Below are 22,916 nucleotides of genomic sequence, written 5' to 3' on the forward strand. Positions count from 1 at the left end.
CGAGCTTACGCGCGCTCAAGCAGCACGTGCTTCTTCTTGCCGAGCGAGAGTTTGACGACGCCGTCGCTCGCAAACGCCGCTTCGCCGATGACGGTGCGTTCGTCCGTCACCGGCGCATCATTGACGCGCAGCCCGCCGCCCTTGATCTGGCGTCGCGCTTCGCCGGTCGACGCGACGAGACCGGCTTTGACGAAGGCCGTCAGCACGCCGAGGCCGGCGGCGACTTCCTCAGCCGAAACGGCGACCTTGGGGAGCGACAAAGCGAGCGCGCCCTCTTCGAAGGTCGTGCGCGCGGTATCCGCCGCCTGTTCCGCCGCCGCGCGGCCGTGAATGAGCGCCGTCGCCTCCGTCGCGAGAGTCTTCTTGGCTTCGTTGATGTCGGCGCCTTGCAGCGCGGCGAGGCGCGCGATCTCTTCCATCGGCAGGAAGGTGAAGAGTTTTAGGAAGCGGGCGACGTCGGCGTCTTCCGTGTTGCGCCAATACTGCCAGTAGTCATAGGGCGACAGCATATCGGCGTTGAGCCAGATGGCGCCGGCGGCGGTCTTGCCCATCTTCGCGCCTGACGCCGTCGTCAGCAGCGGCGAGGTGAGCGCGTAAAGTTGCGGGCAGCCCATGCGGCGGCCGAGATCGAGACCGGTGACGATATTGCCCCACTGGTCCGAGCCGCCCATCTGCAGCAGCGCGCCGTAACGCTTGTTGATCTCGACGAAGTCATACGCCTGCAGGCACATGTAGTTGAACTCGATAAAGGAGAGTTCATGCTCGCGTTCAAGCCGCAGCTTCACCGAATCCATCGTCAGCATGCGGTTGACGGAGAAGTGGCGGCCGACGTCGCGCAGGAAGTCGATGTAGTTTAAACTCGCCAGCCAATCGGCGTTGTCGAGCATCAGCGCGTCGCTCGCGCCGTCGCCGAATGTGAGGAAGCGTTCGAAGACGGTCCGGATCGACGCCTTGTTCGCGTCGATCTGTTCGACGGTCAAAAGCTTGCGGCTCTCGTCCTTGCCAGAAGGATCGCCGACCCGCGTCGTGCCGCCGCCCATCAGCGGCAACGGCTTGCCGCCGGTGCGCTGCAGCCAGGCGAGCATCATGATCGGCAGCAGCGACCCGACATGGAGCGAGGACGCCGTGCAGTCGAAGCCGATATAGGCGGAAAGCGTCCCGGAGCGCGCCTTCTCGTCCAGGCCCTCGAAATCGGAGCACTGATGAACGAAGCCGCGCTCGATCAGCGCGCGCAGGAAGTCGGATTTTGGGGTGAAATCGCTCTGGGAAGTCATGAGGCCGGGTGATAGGCGCAACGCGGCGCCCGCGCAAGCGAGCCCGGCTTGAGAGTTCTGGTTGAAATTAATGGCCCCTTACGATATGTAAGGAGTTCTAACGAGAAGGAGCTTGGCCCCCAATGTCGAAGGCGACCCTAACCAGCAAGGGTCAAATCACTCTGCCCGCCGAAGTACGCCGAGCCTTGCGGGTAGATACTGGCGACAGTCTGGTTTTCGAACAGACAAGCGGCGACGCCTTTCTCGTTCGCGCCGCCTCTGGAGACATACGACGCCTTAAAGGCGTTGTTCCGGCGCCCGCGACGCCAGTCACGCTCGAGGCAATGGAAGCGGCGATCCGAAGCCGGGCCAGCGGAAAGTGATAGCACTCGATACAAACGTGCTCGTGCGCTACCTCGCCCAGGACGACCGCGAGCAAGCCAAAGCCGCGACGCGATTTATCGAAGAGGCGCTGACGGCCGGCGATCCAGGGTTCATTTCGGCGATCGTTCTTTGCGAGATCATTTGGGTGCTCGAAAGCCGCTATGATCTGAAAAGGACGGACGTTGTTTCGATCCTCAAAGCGCTTCTCGATACGCGGCAGATTGTCATCGGCGAGGCAAACGCCGTGCGTGCGGCGCTGAATCATTCCAGCGTCGATCTTGTCGACGCGATCATTCACGAGGTGGGCAGGTCGCGACAGTGTCAAATGACGGTGACGTTCGACCGCAAATTCGCCCGACTCGCCGGCGTCGAGTTGCTTGGCCGGTGAGCGGTCCGCGGCCCTAATGATGGGCGCGATCCGCCCCCTCCCGCGAAGCGGGGGAGGGTTGGGAGGGGTCGGTGTTTCTTGCATGTCGGCGAGTTCCTCCATCCGGCGCTTCGCGCCGCGGGAGAAGAGAGCGGGCCGTCGTCACGCCTCGCGATAGCACGTTAGAACCTCCGAGGCCGCTTTCTTGCTCCACTGCTGGGCTTTTGGTAAAAGCCGCAGGCCTTCGCGCTCGCGCCAGCGCGCCGAGAAACGCAGGACAATCATGCTTTTCTACGAGCCGCTGTTCCTGTTCCTGTTCGGCCCGGCGGTTTACCTCCTGTATCTCTTCTTTGGAGAAGTCCGCGCGCGGCGGGCCGTCATCCTCTTTGCGGCAAGCGTCGTCTTTTACGCCTGGAGCGAGCCGGTCTTCATCCTCCTTGTCTTCGCGTCGGTCGGGCTCGACCTTTACGTGGGGCAGAAGATTGCGACATCGGCCGCGAGCGACACATCCAAACGCTGGCTCGCGCTCGGCGTCGTCGCCAATCTCGCGATCCTCGTCTATTACAAATATACGGGTTTTCTCGCGCTCAATGTCGACGCGCTGCTGAAGGCGTTGACGCTGCCGGGAATCAACATCCCGCAGATCGCGCTGCCGATCGGCGTCAGCTTCATCGTCTTTGAAAAGATCACCTATCTCGTCGACGTCTATCGCGGCGTCACGGCGCCGGCGCGTAGTTCGCTGCTTTACGGGCTTTACGTCTTTTTCTTTCCCAAGCTCCTCGCCGGCCCGATCATCAAATATCACGACATCGCGCGCCAGTTCGAGGCGATGCCGCACGCCGACGTCGACGACTTTGTCGTGGGTTTTTCCCGCTTCATGCTTGGCGTCGTGAAGAAGTTGCTCTTCGCCGATACGCTTGCCAGCGGCGCGGACCTGATCTTCGCGCATGACGTCAGCTCCCTTGGCTTCGTGGAAGCCTGGGCGGGCGTGCTGTTCTTCACCTTCCAGATCTATTTCGATTTTTCCGGCTATTCCGACATGGCGATTGGGCTGGCGCGCATGTTCGGTTTCCGGCTGCTTGAAAATTTCAACATGCCCTATGTCGCGACGAGCATCACCGATTTCTGGCGGCGCTGGCACATCTCTCTGACGAGCTGGATTCGCGAATATTTGTATTTCCCGCTCGGCGGCAATCGGCGCGGCGAAGCGCGCACCTACCTCAATCTGTGGATCTGTTTCTTCGCTTCGGGAATCTGGCACGGCGCGGCTTGGACCTATATCGCCTGGGGCGCCTATAACGGCGTGTTCCTCGTGCTCGACCGGCTCTTTCTCGTCAATCGCTTGCAGCGCTTGCCGGACTGGGTCGCCAACATCATCGCGATGATCATCGTGATCGTCGGCTGGACATTCTTTCGCGCAACCTCTCTCACGCAAGCCGGCGCGCTGCTCGCGTTGATGGCGACTCCGTGGGCGCACGCCAGCGCGCCTATCGCGATTCCTCCCGAATATGTGGTCGTGGCGCTGATAGCCGCGGCAATCTGCGTCGCGCAGCGCCTGTCGCTTTATGTCAAACACTTCGACTGGGGAGTCGCGGCGCAGCGCTTCGCTCTGGCGTCGAACGGCGCGCTTTCCATGCTCTTCCTTGCGGCCTTGGCGAAGGGACTTGCCGATCCTTTCAAGCCGTTCATCTACTTCCGGTTTTGAGTCGCATGAGCGATCTCGCCGAAAAGAATAAGCCCGCCGTGCGACTTGAAGGAGAAAGCGTCGCTACACGACGCGCCTTCATGAAGGCGCTCACGCTTGCGCGCCTGCCGATTTTCGGTTGCGCCGGCTTCATCGCCTTCCTCTTTCTCGCCAATCTGTGGAATTTCGCCGTCGAAGGCGATTGGCCGAAGCTGCGCATCCGCAGCGCCTGGCCGCTTTACGGCGTCGCGAAGCCAAAGCCCGCGTCCTGGACTCTCGACGCCTTCCTGTCAGGAGAAACGCAAAAGGCGGTCTCCATCAATCTTGGCCGAATGTCGCCGGTTTTTCCGATCTCCGTTCGCGCGAAAAATCAGCTCGTCTTTTCGCTTTTCGGCGGCTCGGCGGCGCCCGGAGTCGTGATCGGCCGCAATGGCCAGCTCTATGAGCAGTTCTACATCGATGAATTTTGCGGACGCGACGGCGCCGTCGATTCCGCGCGGCTCGGCGCGTGGTCTTCGACGCTGCGCGAAATTCAGGAGAGCGCGCAGGCGCGCGGCAAGAGCTTCGTCTATCTCATTTCGCCGTCAAAGGCGGCGCGCTACCCGGAAGATCTGCCAAAGTCGGCGGCTTGCGCCCTGCGCGCGACGGCGATGCCCGAAAAGCTTGCGCCTTACCGTGCGGCGCTCGATGAAGCTCAGCTGCGCTATGTGGACGGCCCGGCGCTCATTGCGGCGGAAAAGCCCAAACAACCGATACCGCTCTTTCCGCGCGGCGGCACGCATTGGAACAGCGTCGGCAGCGCGCTCGCCATGCGTGAAGCCACACGCGCGCTTCCCGCTTCTCCCGTCGGCGTGCTGGACTTTACTTCAGCGCCGGCGCCGGAAGCTTTGGGCACCGACCGCGACCTGCTGGATCTCCTCAATCTTTTATCGCCGGACGCGCATTACCCCACGGCGGCGATCGGCCGGGCAGGGGAGAAGGGCGATTGCGCACGCCCGCCGCGGCTGCTCGCGCTGGGCGGAAGCTTTCTGCATGAAGTTCTGGCGGCGGCGACCCTCGCGCCCTGTCCGCCTCAAGTCGATTATTGGTTCTACATGCGGACTGAGGACAACAGTGTCGAACTCGGCCATTACCGGCGCGCGCCTGGCGACGCCTCGAACGGCGAACGGCTGCCGGCCACGACAGAGGAACTCGATGAGAACCTCGCGGGCGCTGATTTCATCCTGCTCGAAGAAAATGAATCGAGCATCGCCACGACGAAGCAGGTCGGGCATCTCGCCGAGGCGTTGCGCCGTGTGCCTTAGTGAAGATGCGGAATTAAGTGAATCCGTGCTGCGCACGCTCTTCAGGATGAAGAGGAAGCTCTTCACCCGATCGCCCTTCCCCTCACCTTGACTATCTCCCGCAAGCGGGGAGATATCGGGATGCGCGTTTGAACGTATCAATTGTTTCGCCACGTCGCCAGAAAGCGCGGCTCGCGAAATGCGGACTTCAAGAGTCTAATTCGAGAAAACTATGCCGCAGGATCACAATCAATGAAACTTACTGTCGAAACGCTTGTCCATGCGCCGATCGCCCGAGTCTGGTCTGCCTACACCACACCGGCCGACATCACGAAGTGGAACTTCGCGATCGACACTTGGCATTGCCCGCGCGCCACAGTCGATCTGCGCGAGGGCGGCGCCTTCTCCTCCCGCATGGAGGCCAAAGACGGCAGCTTTGGTTTCGACTTTGCCGGAACTTACACCAAGATCGTTCGGCACGAGCTGATCGAATATTCCTTCGGAGACCGTAGCGGCGCCGTGGAATTTTTGGAAAGTGCGAATGGCGTAACAGTGCGCAGCACCTTCGATGCAGAAACCGAACACTCAATCGAACAGCAGCGCGATGGGTGGCAAACAATTTTGAACAACTTCAAAAAATACGTCGAGGCCACGGCTTAAAGATAGCGGCGATCGTGCATAGCATTCGCATGACCCGCCATCATGGAACCTCGCTTTTTTGGCGCGATGCGAACATCCCGGCTGCCAGCCAAATGTTTCCGGGGTTCACCCAAGGGCCGAAATTCTCAATTGAGACATCACCCATCTGCAGCGGGATCAAACGCTCGCCGCTCACGCCGCCTGCGACGGATCATCCCAATAGCCCTCTGAGCGGGCGATCCTCGCGTATTCCGCATGCACCAGGGCCGGGCTGTAAAGCCGCTCCAGTCGGCGGACCACGAAATGGCCGCGCGCGAGGCTCTGGAAGTGCTCGGTGAAGGCGACATTGATCGCCGCGCCGCTGATCGCGCCGATGATCGGGACAGCCTGCGCCGCGGTTTTTTGCGACACGACCATGCCGAAGCGCGCCCCGATCGCGCCGATCAGACGCGCCAGGGCGGGCGCCGCTTCGCTGGAGATCTGATGGACAGTCATAAAACGTGCAGCGTCGGACACGGATTTCGCGAGAAGCGCGCGGAGCGCGAGATAGCCGCCCTCTAGAACGGCGCCTTCGGCGGAAGGGCCGCCCAGCGCAAAAACTTCGAGACAGGCGAGGGCGGCGCCCGGGTGGCGCAGGTCTTCTCCCTCGGACTGCGCAATTTCCGCGATCGAGCGCAACATGATCGTCGTCGACAGCGGCAGTTCGAGCGGCAGGCTGGCAAGTCCAACGGCGCCGCCGACGCCTCCCGTCAGCGCCGCCAGACGCCGGTGAATGCGTATGGAGTCCTTCGCCGGCTGCGCGTCGAGGCTGGCCAAGGCCAACTTCATCGCCGCGGCGAGCGCCTTTTGCGTCGCCGAGGCGACCGTCGCCTGCAGTCGCGGCGGCAGCGTCATCGAGCCAAAACTCAGCTGCCGGCTCGCCAATCCGGCAAGCCGCGTTGCAAAACTCTGTCTTTCCAGCGCCGCGACGGCGGCGCGCAGCGCTTCGACGTCGGACTGGGACAGGCCCTGGTTCACGAGAACGGGAAGCGGATAGGAGTTCGCCACGGAATCCTCGGTTTCTTTAGATCACTTTAGAAATCGGACTCTTCCACGTCCTTTGCAAGCGCGGCAAAGGTGTGGCGAAGCAGCAGGCGCGCACGCTCGTGCGTCCGCGCACATGATCCGCCCTCCAGACGCTATAGCTGCGTGGCGGGAGCGGCGCTGTTGCATTTCGCCGGTCGTGATGTACTGCAGACGTGCTTCTGCGGCTCCGCTTCAGACGGAGCGCGCAGATCAGGAAGAGGAGATTTAAATGCGGAAGTTTGGATTGGGTCGCGCGCTGAGCGGCGTTTTCGCTCTAGCCCTGCTGGCGCCGGCGAGCGCTTTCGCGGGCGACCGCATCGGCTCCTTGCAGTGCCGGCTGCTTGGCAACGGCATCAGCGTCTTGGTCGAAAATCAGCAGATCGACTGCATGTATCGCGATGACGCTGAAGGCGCTGTTCCTGCTCATTACGTCGGCGCGCTCACCAAGGTCGGCGCGAATGTGACGATCAACGGTGCTGGCGAGCTTGCCTGGGGGGTCGTCTCCGCCACCAGTCATATCGGACCGGGCGCGCTCGCGGGCTCCTATTATGGCCCGGGCTTCTCAGCCAAGGTTGTGGTCGGCGGCGGCGGCGCGGCGCTCGTCGGCGGATCCAACGACACTTTCTCGCTTCAGCCATTCAACATCCAGGCCGGCTCCGGCGTCGGTTGGACGGCTGGCGTCGAGCGCTTGACGCTCACCTATGTCCCGCCGCCGGCGCCCATGATGCGCCGCCATCACGTCCACCATCATCACCATTATCACCACCATCACGGCTAAATCTTCAGCGTAAACCTCGCCTTAGGCAGGCGCGGTGAAGCTCAGCAGCCGGTCGGTGGGGAAATCATAAAGCCTCGCGCTCTCGCGCCATTCCGGCGCCAGCAGCGCGAGGCTTTTTTGTGCGAATTCTTCAGGCGTTTTGAGCGTCATCGGATCTTCGCCGGGCATCGCCAGAGCGCGCATGCGCGTGCGCAGCGGACCCGGATTGGCGAGCATGACGGTCACGCCATCGCCGGCGGCCTCGGATGCATAAGTGCGGGCCATCGCTTCGAGCGCCGCCTTCGAGATCGCATAAGGGCCCCAGAACGGCTTCATGGCCTCGCGATGCGCCGCCCCTGAGGTGATGAAGAGGACGCGTCCGGCGCCTGACGCGCGCAAGAGCGGATCAAGTGAACGGATGAGCCGCCAGTTCGCGGTGACGTTGACCGCCATGACGCGGTTCCAGTCCTTCGGGTCGACGTGCGCGAGCGGCGACAGAGGTCCTAGAATCCCCGCATTGCCGACGAAGACGTCGAGCTTGCCCCAGCGTTCGAACAACGCGGCGCCGAGACGGTCAAGCGCGTCGAAGTCGGCCAGATCGCAGGGAACGAGCGTCGCCTGTCCGCTCTGCGCGCGGATTTCATCGTCGAGTTCTTCGAGCGCGCCCTGCGTTCTCGCCAGGGCGATGACATGCGCGCCGTCGCGCGCGAGTTCGAGCGCCAGGGCGCGTCCAATGCCGCGCGAAGCGCCGGTGACAAGTGCGATGCGGTCGGAAGGGAGAAGCGTCATGACAGTCTATTCGAACAAGGATGGCCTGAGGCCCTGACGCACATGGATCAGCGCTCGGATGAAGACATGGTCTCCTTCGTCGCAATAGAAAATCAAATGCGACTGGAAACGAAACTGTCGAAGGCGCGGGAGAATCTCTTCCCTGCTGACTCCTATAGCAGGAAAGTCAGCCAGCAGGCCGAATGTGCGCGCTAATCCTGAGTGGTAGGCTTCGGCCTGATAGGATCCGAACGTCGCTTCGGTAAAGGCGTAAATGTCGAGCAAATCGGCGTGCGCGCGACGAGAAAGTCTGAATTCAGCCACGCCGTTGGTCAGCGCGCCGACGAGCTTCCGCTAAAACTTCTTCCATCGTTGTCTCTGACGCAGCGGCGCCATCAGCATCTGCGAGTACTTCGCGCAGCCGGCGCAGTTGTTCGTCTCGCGGCAGCCGGCCCCAGTCTTCCACCTCCGCTTCAGTGGGCGTGGCGGAGGGCATGACCGCCGATGCTGTTACTTCACTCGCCATGGCATGGGGATCTCGTTCGCGCGATTGTCATGTATCAGCTCGCCTCCGCCAGCAGCGACAGCTGCGCCCGGTTTTCGCCGACAAGGTCGGTCAGCGACGTGGGATAATCCCCGGTGAAGCAGTGATCGGTGAACTGCGGCCGGATGGGATCGCGACGCTCGTAGCCCATGGCGCGGTAGATGCCGTCGACCGACAGGAAGCCCAGCGAGTCGCAGCCGATATATTCGCGCATCTCATCGAGCGTATGCGTCGCGGCGAGCAGATTCTCCTTCTGCGGCGTATCGATGCCGTAATAGTCCGGATTGGTGATCGGCGGCGATGAAATCAGGAAATGCACTTCCGTCGCGCCGGCGTCGCGCATCATCTGCACGATTTTCACCGAGGTCGTGCCGCGCACCACGGAATCGTCGATGAGGATTACGCGCTTCCCGGCGACGACGCAGCGATTGGCGCTGTGTTTCATGCGCACGCCGAAATCGCGGGCGATTTGCGTGGGCTCGATGAAGGTGCGCCCGACATAGTGATTGCGGATAATGCCGAGCTCGAACGGCACGCCCGACTGCTGCGAATAGCCGAGCGCCGCAGGCACCCCGGAGTCCGGCACGGGCACCACGACGTCAGCGTCGATCAGACGCTCGCGCGCCAGCTCGGCGCCCATCGCCTTGCGCACCTCATAGACCGGACGGCCATGGACGATGGAATCGGGACGGGCGAAATAGATATATTCGAAGATGCAGGGGCGCATCGGCTGCGGCGGAAACGGCCGCAAGCTCTGAATTCCGTCCTCGGAGATAATGACGATCTCGCCATTCATCACGTCGCGCACGAAGCGCGCGCCGATAATGTCGAGCGCGCAAGTCTCCGACGCGAGAATATACTTTCCGTTGAATTCGCCGATGACGAGCGGCCGGATGCCGAGCGGATCGCGCGCGCCGATCAGCTTCTTGTTGGTGAGCGCGACTAGCGAATAGGCGCCTTCGATCGAGCGAAGCGCTTCGATGAAACGGTCGATGAGCAGCGGCCGGCGGCTGCGCGCCACGAGATGAAGGATGACCTCGGTGTCCGAAGTCGATTGGAAAATCGCGCCTTCGCGGATCAGTTCGCGGCGCAGCGTCTGGGCATTGGTTAGGTTGCCGTTGTGGGCGACCGCGAAGCCGCCCGTGTTCAACTCCGCGAACAGCGGCTGCACGTTGCGCAGCATGGTTTCGCCGGTGGTGGCGTAGCGCACATGCCCGATCGCTGCGGCGCCGGGCAGGCGCTTGATCGTGTTTTCTTGAGAAAAGTGGTCGCCGACCAGGCCCAATCGGCGCTCGCCATGAAAGCGGCCGCCGTCGAAGCTGACGATGCCCGCCGCCTCTTGGCCGCGATGCTGCAGGGCGTGCAAGCCCAAGGCGGCGATCGCTGCGGCGTCCGGCAGATCGAACACGCCGAACACGCCGCAGTATTCGCGAAGCCTGTCGCCGTCGAGATCGTCTGTCGCGTTAATCTCGCGCGATGAGGATCGCTGAAGATCCTCGGCGGCCTCGGTCATGCTTCGTCCCCCGTGACGCGCCGCCGCTCAGCATTCCCAAACGACCGGGCGTCGTATTCCCGTCATATGTGCCAGCGGCGGGGCCCATCCGCAAGACCATCATTCAGGCTTATCGCCCGACGCTGGCGCCGCCTCGGCCGGCGCCTCGGAGCTGGCGTCGGTCGGCGCAGGCTGAATCTTGTCCGGCTCGACGTCGGCCGGCGGCTCCTCATTCGGAGCGCCCTTCTTGGCCTTGATCTTTGCGACGAGGCTGTCGATGTCGTCGGGCAGCATTTCGCGCAGCTTCTCGCCGCCAGCCGTGAGGAAGGGCTTGGCGCGTGCGTCCTTGACCCATTCCGGCTGATTCGTTTCGGGCACGAGCCAGCTGTAAAAGACGAAGGCGACCACGGCGAGCAGGGCGCCGCGAATGGCGCCGAACAGGAAGCCGAGCGTGCGATCGAGGGCGCCGACCTTCGAATCGAGGATGACGTCCGAGAGCTTCACCGTGACAAGAGAAACGGCGATCAAAGAGACGAAAAATACGGAGGCCACGGAAGCCGCGAGAGCGATCTCGTCCTTGCTGACGTATGGTTTGATGTAGGGCAGGGCGAGCGGATAAAAGAAATACGCCGCAGCCGCGGCCGCAACCCAGGACAGGATTGCAAGGACTTCACGGGTGAAGCCGCGCAAAAGAGCGAGCATCCCCGAAATCAGAACGACGGTAATCACAGCCAAATCAAGATATGACGGCATTGCTGGCCCCTTGCTTGTTCGCCCGAGCTCTGAACGCTTCTGAATGGGCTGTTGGCCGCCTTCCGGGCGGCATCCGCACGACCCTCTCCAGAACCTGTGTCAACTTTGCGCCGCCGCGGGTAGGCAAGCGTCGGTCCGGCAGGCGTCTCGCTTTCGCACTGGCAGCCTTCTAACGCATCTTGAGGCCAGCCGGAAACACTAATGCGCGACCTCCTTAGCCGCGCGCGATCGTTCTTTCGCGCGTCGATATGCGGGCGATGGCGGCGACGAGGCCGCCGACGTCCGCGCAGGGACGGATCGTCACGCCGGAGCCGCGCCCGTCATCGGAAATTTGTTGGGACTGCGGGACGACGGCGTGATGGAAACCGAGTTTGCCCGACTCGCGCAGTCGCATGCCGGCGTGAATGACGGGCCGCACGGCGCCGGAGAGCCCAATTTCGCCGAAAAAGCACATGTCGGGCGGCAGGACGGCGCCGGTAAGCGACGAGACGAGGGCGGCGGCCGCGGCAAGGTCGGCGGCCGGCTCGTGGGCGCGAAATCCGCCTGCGACGTTGAGATAGACGTCGTGCATGCCAAGCTTCAGCCCGCCATGCGCTTCGAGCACGGCCAGGATCATGGACAGCCGATTCTGGTCGAACCCGACCACGGCGCGTCGCGGCGTGCCCAGAGATGTCGGTGCGACGAGCGCCTGGATTTCGATCAGCAGCGGACGCTGCCCCTCCATGCCGGCGACGACCGCCGCGCCCGGCGCGCCAGAATCGCGGCCGGCGAGAAAAAGCGCCGACGGATTGGCGACTTCTGCGAGTCCGAGGCTGGTCATCTCGAAGACGCCGATTTCACCTGTGGCGCCAAAGCGATTCTTGGAGGCGCGCAGCATGCGGAAATGATGCGCGCCGTCGCCCTCAAAGGACAGGACGGCGTCGACCATGTGTTCGACGACGCGCGGACCTGCGACCTGTCCGTCCTTGGTGACATGGCCCACGAGAACGATCGTCGAACCCGTCGTCTTGGCGTGGCGCAGGAGCGCCTGGGCGCTTGCGCGCACCTGCGTCACCGTTCCAGGCGCCGACTCCGCCATGTTGGTGTGCATCGTCTGAATCGAATCGATGACGATCAACGCCGGGCGCGCGCCTGTCGCGCAGGTGGCGAGAATGTCCTCGACCTGAGTTGCGGCGGCCAGCTCCACCGGCGCATCGGCGAGATTGAGCCTCGTTGCGCGCAGGCGCACCTGGGCGACGGCTTCCTCGCCCGAAATATAGACGACGCGCGCGCCGCGGCGCGCCAGAGTCGCGCAGGCCTGGATGAGCAGAGTGGATTTGCCGATGCCCGGCTCGCCGCCGAGCAACAGCACCGAGCCCGGCACGAAGCCGCCGCCGGTGACGCGGTCGAATTCGTCGATTCCTGTCGCAATTCTTGGCGCCGCCCGGCCTTCGCCGGCCAGCCCCTCGAGTTCGAAGACGCGGCCGCGCGCGGCGCGGCGGGACACGGCGGGCGCGCCGGCGTCCGACTCTTCAACGAGGCTGTTCCACTCGCCGCAGGAGTCGCAGCGACCTTGCCACCGCGACGCGACGGCGCCGCAGTTCTGACAGACGTAGACCGCACGGCTTTTGGCCATGCATGCTTGGCGCATGACGCGCCGACGCTTGTCAAGCGGGTAAGCGCGCCAGCCGGCGCAAGCGTCATTCGTCGCCGTTAATTCTTGCGCGCATGATGTTGGACGGCTTGAAGGAGACGACCAGCCGCGCCGAAATCTTGGCGCCTGCGCCAGTCTTCGGATTGCGTCCCAGCCGCTCCTTCTTAGAGCGCACGACAAAGGCGCCAAAGGAAGAGAGCTTGACGTCTTCGCGCGCGACGATGCGCTCGAAGATCTCTTCCAGCACCATTTCGACGTATTTCGCGGATTCCGCCCGCGGCACTCCGACTTTCCGATGAATTGCGTCTGCAAGGTCCGAACGGGTCACGGTGCCCCGGCTCGCTATGCGCTCTTCTGTCGCTTCGCCGTTGGGCTTAGCGGTCGCGTCCCCCTTGGCCATTTTCTGCCCTACAATTCATTAAAAACGACGGTCGTGGGCTGTCCGGAGCGCGCCGGGGGGACGACGGGGCGCGATCAGGGGCGGCGCGTTAGCGCTCCGAAACCCGCCCACAGCGGGTATTCGCCACCGGCTATTGTCGGAATTTTTCAGAATTGAATGGGGAAATCAAGCGAAGGTTGTAACCGCGCGTGTAATTTTCTTGCCAATATTTGCTTACATTGAAATAGTTGTTGTATTACGCCAGCTTACCAGCGTATCAGCGCCGATCCCCAGGTAAAGCCGCCCCCGACAGCTTCAAGCATGACGAGATCGCCCTGCTTGATTCGTCCGTCCGCTGCGGCCACGGCCAAAGCCAGGGGCACCGACGCGGCGGAGGTGTTGCCGTGTAAATGCACGGTGGCGATGATCTTTTCCGGCGCAATCCCAAGCTTTTGCGCCGACATGTCGATGATTCGGCGATTCGCCTGATGCGGCACGAACCAGTCGAGATCCTCGGGGGTCATTCCCGTCGCGGCGAAAGCATCTTTGACGACGTCTGTGACTTGGCCAACCGCGAAGCGGAACACCTCTTTCCCCTCCATACGCAGATGACCGACGGTTTGAGTCGCGGAAGGGCCGCCGTCGACATGGAGTTTCGCGCGATGGCGTCCGTCAGAGCGGAGGTGAGTCGTCAACACGCCGCGCTCCTCTGACCCGCCCTGCGAGGGTCGCGCCTCGAGCACCATCGCGCCGGCGCCGTCGCCGAACAGCACGCAGGTCGTGCGGTCGGTCCAATCGATGATCCGAGAGAATGTCTCGGCGCCGATGACAAGCGCGCGCTTGTGCGAGCCCGAGCGCAGAAATTTCTCCGCCGTGGCGACGGCGAAAACGAATCCCGAGCAGACGGCCTGCAGATCAAACGCCACACCATGCGTAATGCCGAGGGCCGCTTGAATCTGCGTCGCTGTTGACGGGAAGGTCCAGTCGGGGGTCGACGTCGCCACGACGATCAGGTCGATGTCGGCGGCGGTAATTCCCGCGTTGGCGAGGGCGTCGCGCGCGGCCAATTCCCCGAGCATCGACGTCGTCTCGCCTTCCGCGGCGATATGGCGCTCCTTGATTCCCGTTCGCTGCACAATCCACTCGTCGCTCGTGTCGACGAGCTTGGACAGATCGGCATTGCTAAGCGTCTTCGCCGGCAAATAGGCGCCCACGCCAAGAACGACGGAACGCAGTTGAGGCATGCTTGTGGTCACTGAGCGGCTTCCCGGGGAGGACTGGTCGAATCGGCGCCGTCCTGCCCTTCGAGGCGGTGCGCCAGCGCGACAGTGTCGCGGATGCGATTGAGAAGGTCGCTGCCCGCCATCTCGTGGCCGATCTCGATCGCGCGCGCAAAGCCGATTGGATCGGCGCCGCCGTGGCTCTTCATGACGATTCCTTCGAGCCCAAGGAACACGCCGCCATTTGTCGCCCGCGTGTCCACCTTCGCGCGAAGCTCGCGGAAGGCGCCCTGCGCCAGCAGATAGCCGAGCTTGGCGAGCAGCGATCCGCCCATCGCCTCTTTAAGATAGGCGGAGACCTGCGCCGCGGTTCCCTCGGCGGTCTTAAGGGCGATGTTTCCGGTAAAGCCCTCGGTGACCACGACATCGACGACGCCTTTGCCGATGCCGTCGCCCTCCATGAAGCCCCGATAATCGAAGCCCGGCAGGTTGAGGTCGCGCAGCAAGGTCGATGCAGCCTTAACTTCCTCAATGCCTTTGATTTCTTCGGTGCCGACGTTGAGCAGGCCGACGGTCGGGCGCTCAAGTCCCAGGATGACCCGCGCCATCGCCGCGCCCATGATCGCCAGATCGACGAGGTGGCTGGCGTTGGCGCCCATCGAGGCCCCGACATCGAGCACGACGGATTGTCCCCTTAGCGTCGGCCAAAGGCAGGCGAGCGCGGGACGGTCGACGCGCGCCATCGTATGCAGGCAAATTTTCGCCATGGCCATGAGCGCGCCGGTGTTGCCGGCGGAGACAGCGACGTCGGCGTCGCCTTTCTTGACCGCTTCGATCGCGAGCCACATCGACGAGACCCGCCGCCCGTAGCGCAGCGCCTGGCTCGGTTTGTCGTCCATGCGGATCGACACCGAAGAGTGGCGCACGTCGGCGCATTCGGCGAGGCGCGGATGACGCTGAAGCTGCGCGCGGATCGCCGGCTCGTCGCCGATCAATAGAAAGCGGCTCTCGGGACGCCGTTCAAGGGCGTTGGCGGCGCCCGCGATGGTCACCTTCGGACCAAAATCGCCGCCCATCGCGTCGAGCGCGATCCGGATAGTTTGCGGCATTTAACCCGTTTCTCCCGACTGCGCGCCTGGATTCGCCGCCTTAATTCTTGGCCGGCCTTTGTGACGCGTCCGAGAAGCGCGTTCGCGCTCCCGCCCTTGCGGGCGACTTGCCATTTGCTGGCCACAGGCGCAAGTGCCTATTCTGTCTCGCCTCAAGCCTCGCGGCGCGGTTTGAGCCGTCCCAGGGTGGCGAAAGGCGAGACTGCCTGAGTTCCGTCCCCAGGTTGGGGTTCGACGAAATTCGCCCCCGGCTTGCGTGGATAGGGATCAAGCGCCAGCGTGAAGAACTCGGAAACGACGGCGCCGAGATCGACGACGCCGCCGATCAACGGGTCAGGCGGATCCTCATCCAACGTGATTTCAGTCGTCTCTTCGTGTCGCCTGCGACCGCGCGGCGCCTCGCCCCGCGGCGGTGCAAAGCGCATCTGAATGGGTTCGACAAGCTCCGAATCGAATTCTTCGAGCGTCGTGACGCAGGTTTGCCGAAGCCTGGCGCGCAACTCGCCTTCGATCTCCAATCCGTCGCCGCGCCGTTGCCGCGCGCGCAGCTCTGCTTGGAGCGAATGGACAGCGGGCAGCGCATTGTGCTGCGCCAGTGCGGCGCACTCGGCCGGCGTCGCCCGAAGGTCGACGTCGAGACCTTCGGGCGGCACTTCAGAGACGGCGAGACGGCGCGAAAGCGGCGGATGCGGGTCGAAAGTGTTGTTCATGGCGTCGTCTCCAGGTCGCGCGCGTTCAATAATCAAATATGTGCGTTGGCGCACGGACGCCAGCGCGGCGCAGCGCGAGAACAGCCGTCTTGCTTTCGCTGCGTTCGAAGATTACGGATTTGGCGAAGGACGATCGACCGGGCGCAGGCGCGCTGCGGCGGGAGATTTCGGAGATATTCATGGCGCAAGCTTTGCGCGTCTTTTCTCGGTTGGCGGCTGTAGCCGGCCTCGCGGTTTCGCTTGCAGGGTGTCTGGGGTACGAGGGCGTCGTCAACCGTGGCGCCGTCCTCGATTCGCGCAGCACCGGGCAAATCAAGCCTGGCATGTCGGCGCAGCAGGTGATGACGGTCCTTGGCACCCCCTCGACGACGTCGACTGTCGGCGGCGACGCTTGGTATTACGTCAGTCAACGTACCGAGCGTCAGTTCGCCTTCATGCCTCAGAATATTACCGATCAGCGCGTCTACGCGGTTTACTTCGACAAGTCGAAGAAGGTTCAGCGTGTGGCCGATTACGGCATGGAAGACGGAAAGCCGATCGACTTCATCACCCGCACGACGCCCAGCGCCGGCCCCGAGTATCATCTGCTCCAAGGCATGCTCTCCAAGGTGTCGAATCTCTTTTAGAGACACCCGCCTCTCGTTACGAGACGCCGCGGCAGCGAGTTCGCGTCTCGGCTAGTGGCGTCATTGTGGCGACAGTGAAGGACCTGTCTGCGTAACGCCCTGTACTAACAAGCTTTTCAGCTTCAGCGCGCCCGTGGCGCGAGCTTAATTATGGCGTGAGCATGGCTTCGGCCGCCGATCTTTCGCCCCGTATCGCAGGTAACCTTCTGTTTACGCAAACTTTGCGTAATTGTGGAGAAACCGCGAAGCATGACCGTCACGGTGACGAACGCCCCGCCGCCTTCCAAGGACGAGAAGGTCGCGTCGCCTCGCTCAGGCCGGCAGTCCAAGGCGTCGCCCCAGGCGACCCTGCCGGGCTTGCTGCTTGATCAATCCTGTTCTCCTTTGTTGCGCGCGCTTTGCGTCGCGACCCTGCTTTCTGTGCTGGCCGTCCTGGCGATGACCGCCGAGCGCGACGAGACTCGTCGTCCGGAGCGGACCGCGCGCGCTGCACGCGCCCGCGTCGCCGCATCTCCGCTGACGACGCTGGCGACGCTGACGCAATCCGCCGAAGACGATACGGCGCTCGACTCGGATTTCTCTTTGGAGCAGGCGGCGCTCACCTGGTCGCATCGGCTGGGGAGTGACGACGCCTTCGATACGCCTGGCGTGATGCGGTTCGGGTCCGTCAAGGTGCAGCAGTCGATTGTCGAGCGCGTCGTCAAGGCCGCGCAGACGACCGAAATGGACCCGGCGCTGCTCATGGCCATCGCCGACAAGGAGTCGAATTTCTCCTCCACCGCGAAGGCGCGGACGTCTTCCGCCAGCGGGCTCTTCCAATTCGTCGAGAAGACCTGGCTTAAGGCGATGAAAACCTTCGGTTGGCGCCATGGGCACGGCGAGACGGCGGCGGTGATCGCAAGCGACGATTCGGCGCGCGTCAGCGGACAGAAGCGCGCGCAAATCCTGGGCTTGCGCAACGATCCCTATCTTTCCGCGGTTCTCGCCGCCGAAATGCTTAAGAAGGACAGCACCAGGATCGCCGAGAAGATCGGCCGTCCTCTGACCCGCGGCGAAACCTACCTCATCCACTTCCTGGGTCCGGACGACGCCGAGCGCTTCATGCGGACCATGGACGAGGCGCCGCACACGTCGGCCGCGTCGCTACTGCCGAGGCCGGCGCGCGCCAACAGGCCGATCTTCTATGAGCAGCAGGGCCGCCGGCTCAAAGTTCGCTCGGTCCAGGAGGTGCATGAAGCCTTCGAGACGATGATGGACATGCGCACCAGCCGCTATGAGGACGTCGCTGCGAAACTGCCGGGCGGCGCCACCGCCTATGCCGAATAGGCGTGCGCCCGAGCGTCGCCGTCGGCGCTCGAGCAGGTTCCGAAAAAGTTGACAGACTTTTTCGATTAGAACCTGCTCAACATTTTGATTTTGAGCGCTTCCTTATCGATCACATGAGTCCATGTGATCGGGAAGCGCTCTAAGCTGAGACGGCGGTCTTCCCCATCATCAGGTCGAGATTTTGCACCGCCGCGCCAGCCGCGCCCTTGCCGAGATTATCGAGCCGGGCGATGAGAAGGGCGTGGCGGCGCGCTTCGTTTGCGACGACAAAGAGCTCCATATCGTCGGTCCCGTTCAGCGCCAGCGGGGCGAGCTTGCCGCTTGTCGGCGCGAGCGCCAGCCGGACATGTTTCGCCTCGGCGTAGTGACCCGCATAGGCGCCTTCGAAATCCACGGCTTTGGGCTTCCCGGGCAAGGCGTCGAGCGCGAGCGGTATCGAGACCAGCATGCCTTGGCGGAAATTACCGACGGAGGGCACGAAAAGCGGCCGCTCGGAAAGCTTCGAATAGGCCATGATCTCGGGCACATGTTTGTGCTCGAGCCCGAGCGCATAGAGCTCGAACGCCGGCGCTTCGCCCCGCTCATAGGCTTCGATCATCTGCCGTCCGCCGCCCGAATAGCCCGAGATGGCGTTGATCGTCAGCGGCTGGTCCGACCGGATAAGCTGGGCGTCGACGAGCGGACGAATGAGCGCGATCGAGCCCGTGGCGTAGCAGCCGACGTTGGCCACCCGGCGCGCGCGGGCGATCGCCGCCGCCTGTCCTTTGCAAAGCTCCGCGAAGCCGTAGACCCAACCCGCCGCCACGCGATGGGCGGTGGAGGCGTCGAGCAATCGCGGGCTCTCATCGCCGAGCGCGTCGCAGAGCGCGACGGTTTCTCTGGCCGCGTCGTCCGGCAGACACAAAACCGCGATGTCGACGGAAGCGAGAATGTCGCGTTTCGCGGCGGCGTCCTTGCGCGTCTCGGGCGGGAGCGAGACGAGCGAAATGTCCTCGCGTCCGGCGAGCCGTTCGCGGATTTCGAGCCCGGTGGTGCCGGCGTCGCCGTCGATGAAGATCTTCGTTCTCGTCGTCATGGCCCGCATCTAATCGATTTGGACAAGGATAAAAAGATTGTCTCCAAGTCCATGGGCGTTTTGACCCGCGCGGCGCGCCATCCTATAGCGCGGCGGGACGCATCCGCCGCAATCCGGGCGAAGCGCAGTCAAAAGTGGAGCCAATGGTCGACAGTCCGTGCATAAAGATCTGCGAACTCAATGGCGACGGCGTGTGCGTCGGCTGCGGCCGCACGCGCGCCGAGATCGCCGGCTGGATATCGATGTCCGACGCGCAAAAAGCCCAGGTCGTCGAGTTGGCGGAAAGGCGCAAACGCGCTTGGAGCGCCAGCCACAAAGGCGACTGTCTTATCGCGTCCAGCGATTAGGCCCTGACGGCGACGTTCTGGGCTCTATATTGATTTTCACGAAATGAGTTTTGACCGCCTCCAGGAGGAGGGGAGATCATGGCGAAGCAGGTAACTGAAACAGACGGCGCGCTGAGAGCGTTCGCGCTGCGATTGTTGGATTCGGTCTACAACGTCTCGGTCTATTCGGTGATCGGATACAGCGCGCTGTTGGGCGTGCTCGCGGTCATCGGCCTGGCGATCTTCATGAAAATTATTTACGTGCCAGAATTTCATCCCTGGTAGCCGCGCTCATTGCCCAAGCGCCTGCTCATCGTCGCGCATGCGCCGTCGCGCAATACCGAGCGACTGAGGGACGCGGTCGCCGCCGGCGCGCGGGCGCCCGAGATCGAGGGCGTCGAGGTCGAGACGCTCAGCCCTTTCGCGGCGACGCCCGAGCATGTTCTCGCCGCCCAGGCCGTCATTCTCGGAACCACCGAAAATCTCGGCTACATGAGCGGGGCGCTCAAGGACTTCTTCGATCGTTGCTACTATCCTTTGTTGGAGCGCACGCAGGGCCTGCCTTACGCGCTCTACATTCGCGCCGGCCACGACGGAACAGGAACGCGGCGCGGCGTCGAGACGATCGTGACCGGCCTGCGCTGGCGGGCGATCCGCGAGCCGCTCATTTGCCGGGGCGAATGGCGGGAGGACTTCGTCGACGCGTGCCGCGAACTGGGCATGCTCGTGGCGGCAGGCCTCGACGTCGGCGCCATTTGAGCCGATCAAGCCATCGTCTATAGCAACCGCACGGGCCGCAGGCCGGCGCGACGATGGTCCGGCAGGGCGAATGCAGCGAAGCGACGATTTTCTCGGCCATCCGCGTGGGCTCGGTTTTCTCTTCGCTTCCGAAATGTGGGAGCGGTTTTCCTATTACGGGATGCGGACGCTTCTCGTCCTCTACATGGTCGACTATTTGCTGACGCCGGCGCGCATGGACGCGGCGCTCGGCTTAGACGCCTTGAAGCGCGGACTCGAGACGATTTCCGGTCCGCTCGGCCCGCAGCCTTTCGCCTCGCAAATCTACGGGCTCTACACGGGCCTCGTTTATCTCGCGCCGATTCTGGGCGGGGCGATCGCCGATCGTTGGTTGGGGCGCACGCGCACGATCGTCATCGGCGCGGCGTTGATGGCCATCGGCCATTTCATGATGGCGTACGATCGCCTCTTTCTGATCGCGCTGCTTTGCATCGCCTTCGGTTGCGGCGGCTTCAAGCCGAACATCTCCGTCCAGGTCGGGGAGCTTTATGCGCCGACCGACGCCCGTCGCGACCGCGCCTATTTGATTTTTTATGTCGGCATCAATATCGGCGCGTTCTTCGCGCCGCTGGTTTGCGGAACGGTCGGGGAGACGATCGGCTGGCATTATGGCTTCGCCTGCGCCGGCGTCGGCATGGCGATCGGCCTCGCGACGTATGTGATGGGTCTTCCGAGCCTGCCGCCCGAGCCGATGCGCGGCCAATGGCGCGCCCCGACGGCGCAGGCGCGCGCGCAGTTTCGCCGGTCGCTCAGCATCCTCATGCTGCTCTTTGCGCCTTCCGCGCTGTTCTGGGCCGCCTTCGAGCAGCAGGGCAACACGATCGCGCTTTGGGCCGCCCAGTCGACGGATCGCAGCGTCGACGTTTTCGGATGGCGCGCCGAAATTCCGGTGACATGGTTCCAGGCTTTCAATCCGCTGATGATTTTTCTTTTCACACCGCCGCTCGTCTCCTTTTGGAGTCGGCTTTCTCGGGCTGGGCGCGAGCCCTCGACGATCAGTAAAATGTCGCTCGGCTGTCTCGGCGTCGCTGTGAGCTACGGCGTCATGGCGCTTGCGGCATGGACGAGCGACGGCGGCGCGGCGAGTTGGCTTTGGCTCCTCGCCTATTTTGCCGTCATCACCGTCTCGGAGCTGCATTTCTCGCCGATTGCCCTGTCGCTCGTGTCGCATGTCGCGCCGGAAGGTTCGCGCTCGGCGCTGATGGGCGTGTGGTTCACATCGATGTTTCTCGGCAATCTCCTGGCGGGATGGCTCGGCAGTTTGTGGTCGAGCGTCGCCAGCGTGTATTTATTCCTGATGATGGGCGCGCTCGGCGTCGTCGGCGCGCTGATCGTTGAGGCTGCGCGGCGACCGCTTGGCGGCCTCCTGTCTTCCCGCTAGCGGCGCGCGGACAATCGAGAAATCTGCATGCATATGCGCCAAAACTTCCCCCAAGCGAGAGCGCCAGCGCCCAAGCAGATCGCGGCCGCCGTGATTGGGAATGCGCTGGAATGGTACGATTTCGTCGTCTACGGATTTTTTGCTTCGGTTCTGGCGCAGGCGTTCTTTCCAAGCCGAGACGAGACGGCCTCGCTCTTGCTGGCGCTCGCGACCTTTGGCGCGGGCTTCTGCACGCGCCCGCTTGGCGGCCTCTTCTTCGGATTTTACGCGGATCGGAAAGGGCGAAAGGCGGCGCTGCAACTCATCATGTTCGTGATGACCGTCGCGATCGCCGTCATCGCCTTCGCCCCGACCTATGCGACGATCGGCCTCTTCGCCCCCATGCTCATCGTGATCGGCCGACTGTTGCAAGGTTTTGCGACCGGCGGAGAATTCGCCAGTTCGACCGCGTTTCTGATCGAAGTCGCGCCCGCCGGTCGGCGTGGAGTCTATGGCTCTCTGCAGATGGTGGGGCAGGGCCTGTCGATCCTGCTCGGGACGCTCGCCGGCATGCTCGTCGCGGGCGTCTTTTCGGTCGAAGCGCTGCACGACTGGGCCTGGCGGCTTCCGTTTTTTGCCGGCCTGCTGATCGGCCCGGTAGGGCTCTATGTCAGACGTCATCTCGACGAAACGCCAGCTTTCAAGGCGTCGCCGCAGGAAGAAGGCGTCGCGCGCGCGTTTCTCGATCTCGTTCGGCGGCGGGGCGATCGACTGCTCGCCTGTTTCGCCGCCACGATCGGCGCGACGATCTCCTTCTACGTGATCCTCGTTTACATGCCGACCTACGGAAAGACGGAGATGGGACTGAGCCTCGCGCAGTCCTTTATCGCCCAGGCGCCGGGTCTTGTGTTGCTGATCGTGCTGACCCCGCTCATCGGCGCGCTCTCCGACGCGATCGGCCGGCGGCCCTTGCTCCTCGCGTCGTATGGGATGCTGCTTCTTTGCGTCTATCCGCTATTCGTCTGGCTGCAGGCAGAGCGCACGCTGTTGGCGCTGACAGTGGCGCAGACGGCCTTCTGCGTCATTCTCTCGGGCCTCTTTGGCGCGCTCTCGACGGCGCTCGCCGAGCAGTTTCCGACGCATGTCCGCACCGTGGGGCTGGCGATCGCCTATAATGTCGCCGTCATGATCTTCGGCGGCTTCGCGCCCTTCGTCGTCGCCTGGTTGATCGACTACCTCGCCACGCCGATCGCGCCGGCGTTCTATCTGATGTTCGGGGCGGTCGTCGGACTGATGGGCGTCGCGGGTCTACACGAGCGGCTACATGAGCCGGTACTCGAATAGGCCCGGACCCGGGGTCTTGCG

At 63.3% G+C, this 22,916-nt stretch carries 25 protein-coding genes; 13 read left to right on the top strand and 12 right to left on the bottom strand.

The annotated features are described in order from the left end of the window. Nucleotides 1–5 precede the first annotated feature (5 nt). Complete coding sequence (gene tyrS / locus ACPS74_RS16735) at nt 6–1,274, bottom strand: tyrosine--tRNA ligase (protein ID WP_029651938.1); 1,269 nt, start codon at nt 1,272–1,274, stop codon at nt 6–8. A 122-nt stretch (nt 1,275–1,396) separates the two neighbouring features. On the opposite strand from tyrS, the gene ACPS74_RS16740 reads away from it, so the two are divergent. From ACPS74_RS16740 to ACPS74_RS16760, 5 genes are all read left to right on the top strand, one after another. After that, nucleotides 1,397–1,636 (top strand): AbrB/MazE/SpoVT family DNA-binding domain-containing protein, encoded by a 240-nt coding sequence (locus ACPS74_RS16740; protein WP_083481422.1) that lies wholly within the window; start codon nt 1,397–1,399, stop codon nt 1,634–1,636. After that, on the top strand, nt 1,633–2,025 hold the full coding sequence (locus ACPS74_RS16745; protein WP_029651937.1) for a PIN domain-containing protein: 393 nt from the start codon (nt 1,633–1,635) through the stop codon (nt 2,023–2,025). Before ACPS74_RS16740 ends, ACPS74_RS16745 begins: the two co-directional genes overlap by 4 nt. A gap of 262 nt (nt 2,026–2,287) precedes the next feature. Next, nucleotides 2,288–3,709: an MBOAT family O-acyltransferase gene (locus ACPS74_RS16750; RefSeq protein WP_029651936.1), complete on the top strand. Its 1,422-nt coding sequence runs from the start codon at nt 2,288–2,290 to the stop codon at nt 3,707–3,709. Between the two features lie 5 nt (nt 3,710–3,714). After that, nucleotides 3,715–4,992 carry an alginate O-acetyltransferase AlgX-related protein gene (locus ACPS74_RS16755; RefSeq protein ID WP_036242317.1) on the top strand — a complete coding sequence of 426 codons (1,278 nt, stop codon included), beginning with the start codon at nt 3,715–3,717 and terminating at the stop codon, nt 4,990–4,992. A gap of 231 nt (nt 4,993–5,223) precedes the next feature. Further along, the gene (locus ACPS74_RS16760; RefSeq protein ID WP_029651934.1) at nt 5,224–5,631 is read left to right on the top strand and encodes an SRPBCC family protein; all 408 of its coding nucleotides are present in this window, start codon (nt 5,224–5,226) and stop codon (nt 5,629–5,631) included. 171 nt (nt 5,632–5,802) lie between these two features. On the opposite strand, the gene ACPS74_RS16765 is transcribed toward ACPS74_RS16760, so the two are convergent. Continuing rightward, complete coding sequence (locus ACPS74_RS16765) at nt 5,803–6,657, bottom strand: EcsC family protein (protein WP_029651933.1); 855 nt, start codon at nt 6,655–6,657, stop codon at nt 5,803–5,805. Nucleotides 6,658–6,904: 247 nt separating this feature from the next. On the opposite strand from ACPS74_RS16765, the gene ACPS74_RS16770 reads away from it, so the two are divergent. Beyond that, nucleotides 6,905–7,453: a DUF992 domain-containing protein gene (locus ACPS74_RS16770; protein WP_029651932.1), complete on the top strand. Its 549-nt coding sequence runs from the start codon at nt 6,905–6,907 to the stop codon at nt 7,451–7,453. A 21-nt stretch (nt 7,454–7,474) separates the two neighbouring features. On the opposite strand, the gene ACPS74_RS16775 is transcribed toward ACPS74_RS16770, so the two are convergent. From ACPS74_RS16775 to ACPS74_RS16815, 9 genes are all read right to left on the bottom strand, one after another. Further along, complete coding sequence (locus ACPS74_RS16775) at nt 7,475–8,221, bottom strand: SDR family NAD(P)-dependent oxidoreductase (protein ID WP_029651931.1); 747 nt, start codon at nt 8,219–8,221, stop codon at nt 7,475–7,477. 6 nt (nt 8,222–8,227) lie between these two features. Further along, nucleotides 8,228–8,524 (bottom strand): type II toxin-antitoxin system RelE/ParE family toxin, encoded by a 297-nt coding sequence (locus ACPS74_RS16780; RefSeq protein ID WP_029651930.1) that lies wholly within the window; start codon nt 8,522–8,524, stop codon nt 8,228–8,230. Nucleotides 8,525–8,760: 236 nt separating this feature from the next. Then, nucleotides 8,761–10,257, bottom strand: coding sequence for an amidophosphoribosyltransferase (purF, locus tag ACPS74_RS16785; protein ID WP_018407779.1), 1,497 nt, complete (start codon nt 10,255–10,257; stop codon nt 8,761–8,763). Between the two features lie 99 nt (nt 10,258–10,356). Beyond that, nucleotides 10,357–10,989 carry a CvpA family protein gene (locus ACPS74_RS16790; protein ID WP_029651929.1) on the bottom strand — a complete coding sequence of 211 codons (633 nt, stop codon included), beginning with the start codon at nt 10,987–10,989 and terminating at the stop codon, nt 10,357–10,359. Between the two features lie 214 nt (nt 10,990–11,203). Further along, nucleotides 11,204–12,604, bottom strand: a complete 1,401-nt coding sequence (gene radA, locus ACPS74_RS16795; RefSeq protein WP_029651928.1) for a DNA repair protein RadA — start codon at nt 12,602–12,604, stop codon at nt 11,204–11,206. Nucleotides 12,605–12,668: 64 nt separating this feature from the next. Further along, nucleotides 12,669–13,022, bottom strand: coding sequence for an integration host factor subunit alpha (locus tag ACPS74_RS16800; protein WP_029651926.1), 354 nt, complete (start codon nt 13,020–13,022; stop codon nt 12,669–12,671). 245 nt (nt 13,023–13,267) lie between these two features. Next, the gene (locus tag ACPS74_RS16805; RefSeq protein WP_029651925.1) at nt 13,268–14,245 is read right to left on the bottom strand and encodes a beta-ketoacyl-ACP synthase III; all 978 of its coding nucleotides are present in this window, start codon (nt 14,243–14,245) and stop codon (nt 13,268–13,270) included. Between the two features lie 8 nt (nt 14,246–14,253). Beyond that, nucleotides 14,254–15,330 (bottom strand): phosphate acyltransferase PlsX, encoded by a 1,077-nt coding sequence (plsX, locus tag ACPS74_RS16810; RefSeq protein WP_018407784.1) that lies wholly within the window; start codon nt 15,328–15,330, stop codon nt 14,254–14,256. Between the two features lie 152 nt (nt 15,331–15,482). Next, entirely contained in the window at nt 15,483–16,040 is a 558-nt protein-coding gene (locus ACPS74_RS16815; RefSeq protein WP_036242337.1) for a YceD family protein, read from the bottom strand. A 179-nt stretch (nt 16,041–16,219) separates the two neighbouring features. On the opposite strand from ACPS74_RS16815, the gene ACPS74_RS16820 reads away from it, so the two are divergent. Next, the gene (locus ACPS74_RS16820) at nt 16,220–16,666 is read left to right on the top strand and encodes an outer membrane protein assembly factor BamE (protein WP_036242335.1); all 447 of its coding nucleotides are present in this window, start codon (nt 16,220–16,222) and stop codon (nt 16,664–16,666) included. A 249-nt stretch (nt 16,667–16,915) separates the two neighbouring features. After that, nucleotides 16,916–17,992 (top strand): transglycosylase SLT domain-containing protein, encoded by a 1,077-nt coding sequence (locus ACPS74_RS16825; RefSeq protein ID WP_036242333.1) that lies wholly within the window; start codon nt 16,916–16,918, stop codon nt 17,990–17,992. A gap of 139 nt (nt 17,993–18,131) precedes the next feature. Here ACPS74_RS16825 and argC read toward each other — a convergent pair whose 3' ends face one another. Continuing rightward, nucleotides 18,132–19,067 carry an N-acetyl-gamma-glutamyl-phosphate reductase gene (gene argC / locus ACPS74_RS16830; RefSeq protein WP_036242315.1) on the bottom strand — a complete coding sequence of 312 codons (936 nt, stop codon included), beginning with the start codon at nt 19,065–19,067 and terminating at the stop codon, nt 18,132–18,134. Between the two features lie 143 nt (nt 19,068–19,210). On the opposite strand from argC, the gene ACPS74_RS16835 reads away from it, so the two are divergent. The 5 genes from ACPS74_RS16835 (at nt 19,211) to ACPS74_RS16855 (ending at nt 22,895) form a co-directional block, all read left to right on the top strand. Next, nucleotides 19,211–19,414 (top strand): DUF1289 domain-containing protein, encoded by a 204-nt coding sequence (locus tag ACPS74_RS16835; RefSeq protein WP_029651921.1) that lies wholly within the window; start codon nt 19,211–19,213, stop codon nt 19,412–19,414. Nucleotides 19,415–19,492: 78 nt separating this feature from the next. Further along, nucleotides 19,493–19,678, top strand: coding sequence for a hypothetical protein (locus ACPS74_RS16840; protein WP_029651920.1), 186 nt, complete (start codon nt 19,493–19,495; stop codon nt 19,676–19,678). 9 nt (nt 19,679–19,687) lie between these two features. After that, on the top strand, nt 19,688–20,152 hold the full coding sequence (locus ACPS74_RS16845) for a flavodoxin family protein (RefSeq protein WP_029651919.1): 465 nt from the start codon (nt 19,688–19,690) through the stop codon (nt 20,150–20,152). Between the two features lie 70 nt (nt 20,153–20,222). Beyond that, the gene (locus ACPS74_RS16850; RefSeq protein ID WP_029651918.1) at nt 20,223–21,572 is read left to right on the top strand and encodes a peptide MFS transporter; all 1,350 of its coding nucleotides are present in this window, start codon (nt 20,223–20,225) and stop codon (nt 21,570–21,572) included. Between the two features lie 27 nt (nt 21,573–21,599). After that, nucleotides 21,600–22,895 (top strand): MFS transporter, encoded by a 1,296-nt coding sequence (locus ACPS74_RS16855; protein WP_029651917.1) that lies wholly within the window; start codon nt 21,600–21,602, stop codon nt 22,893–22,895. Nucleotides 22,896–22,916: the final 21 nt, after the last annotated feature.

It is taken from the genome of Methylocystis sp. SB2, from assembly GCF_049817085.1.
GTDB lineage: Bacteria > Pseudomonadota > Alphaproteobacteria > Rhizobiales > Beijerinckiaceae > Methylocystis > Methylocystis rosea.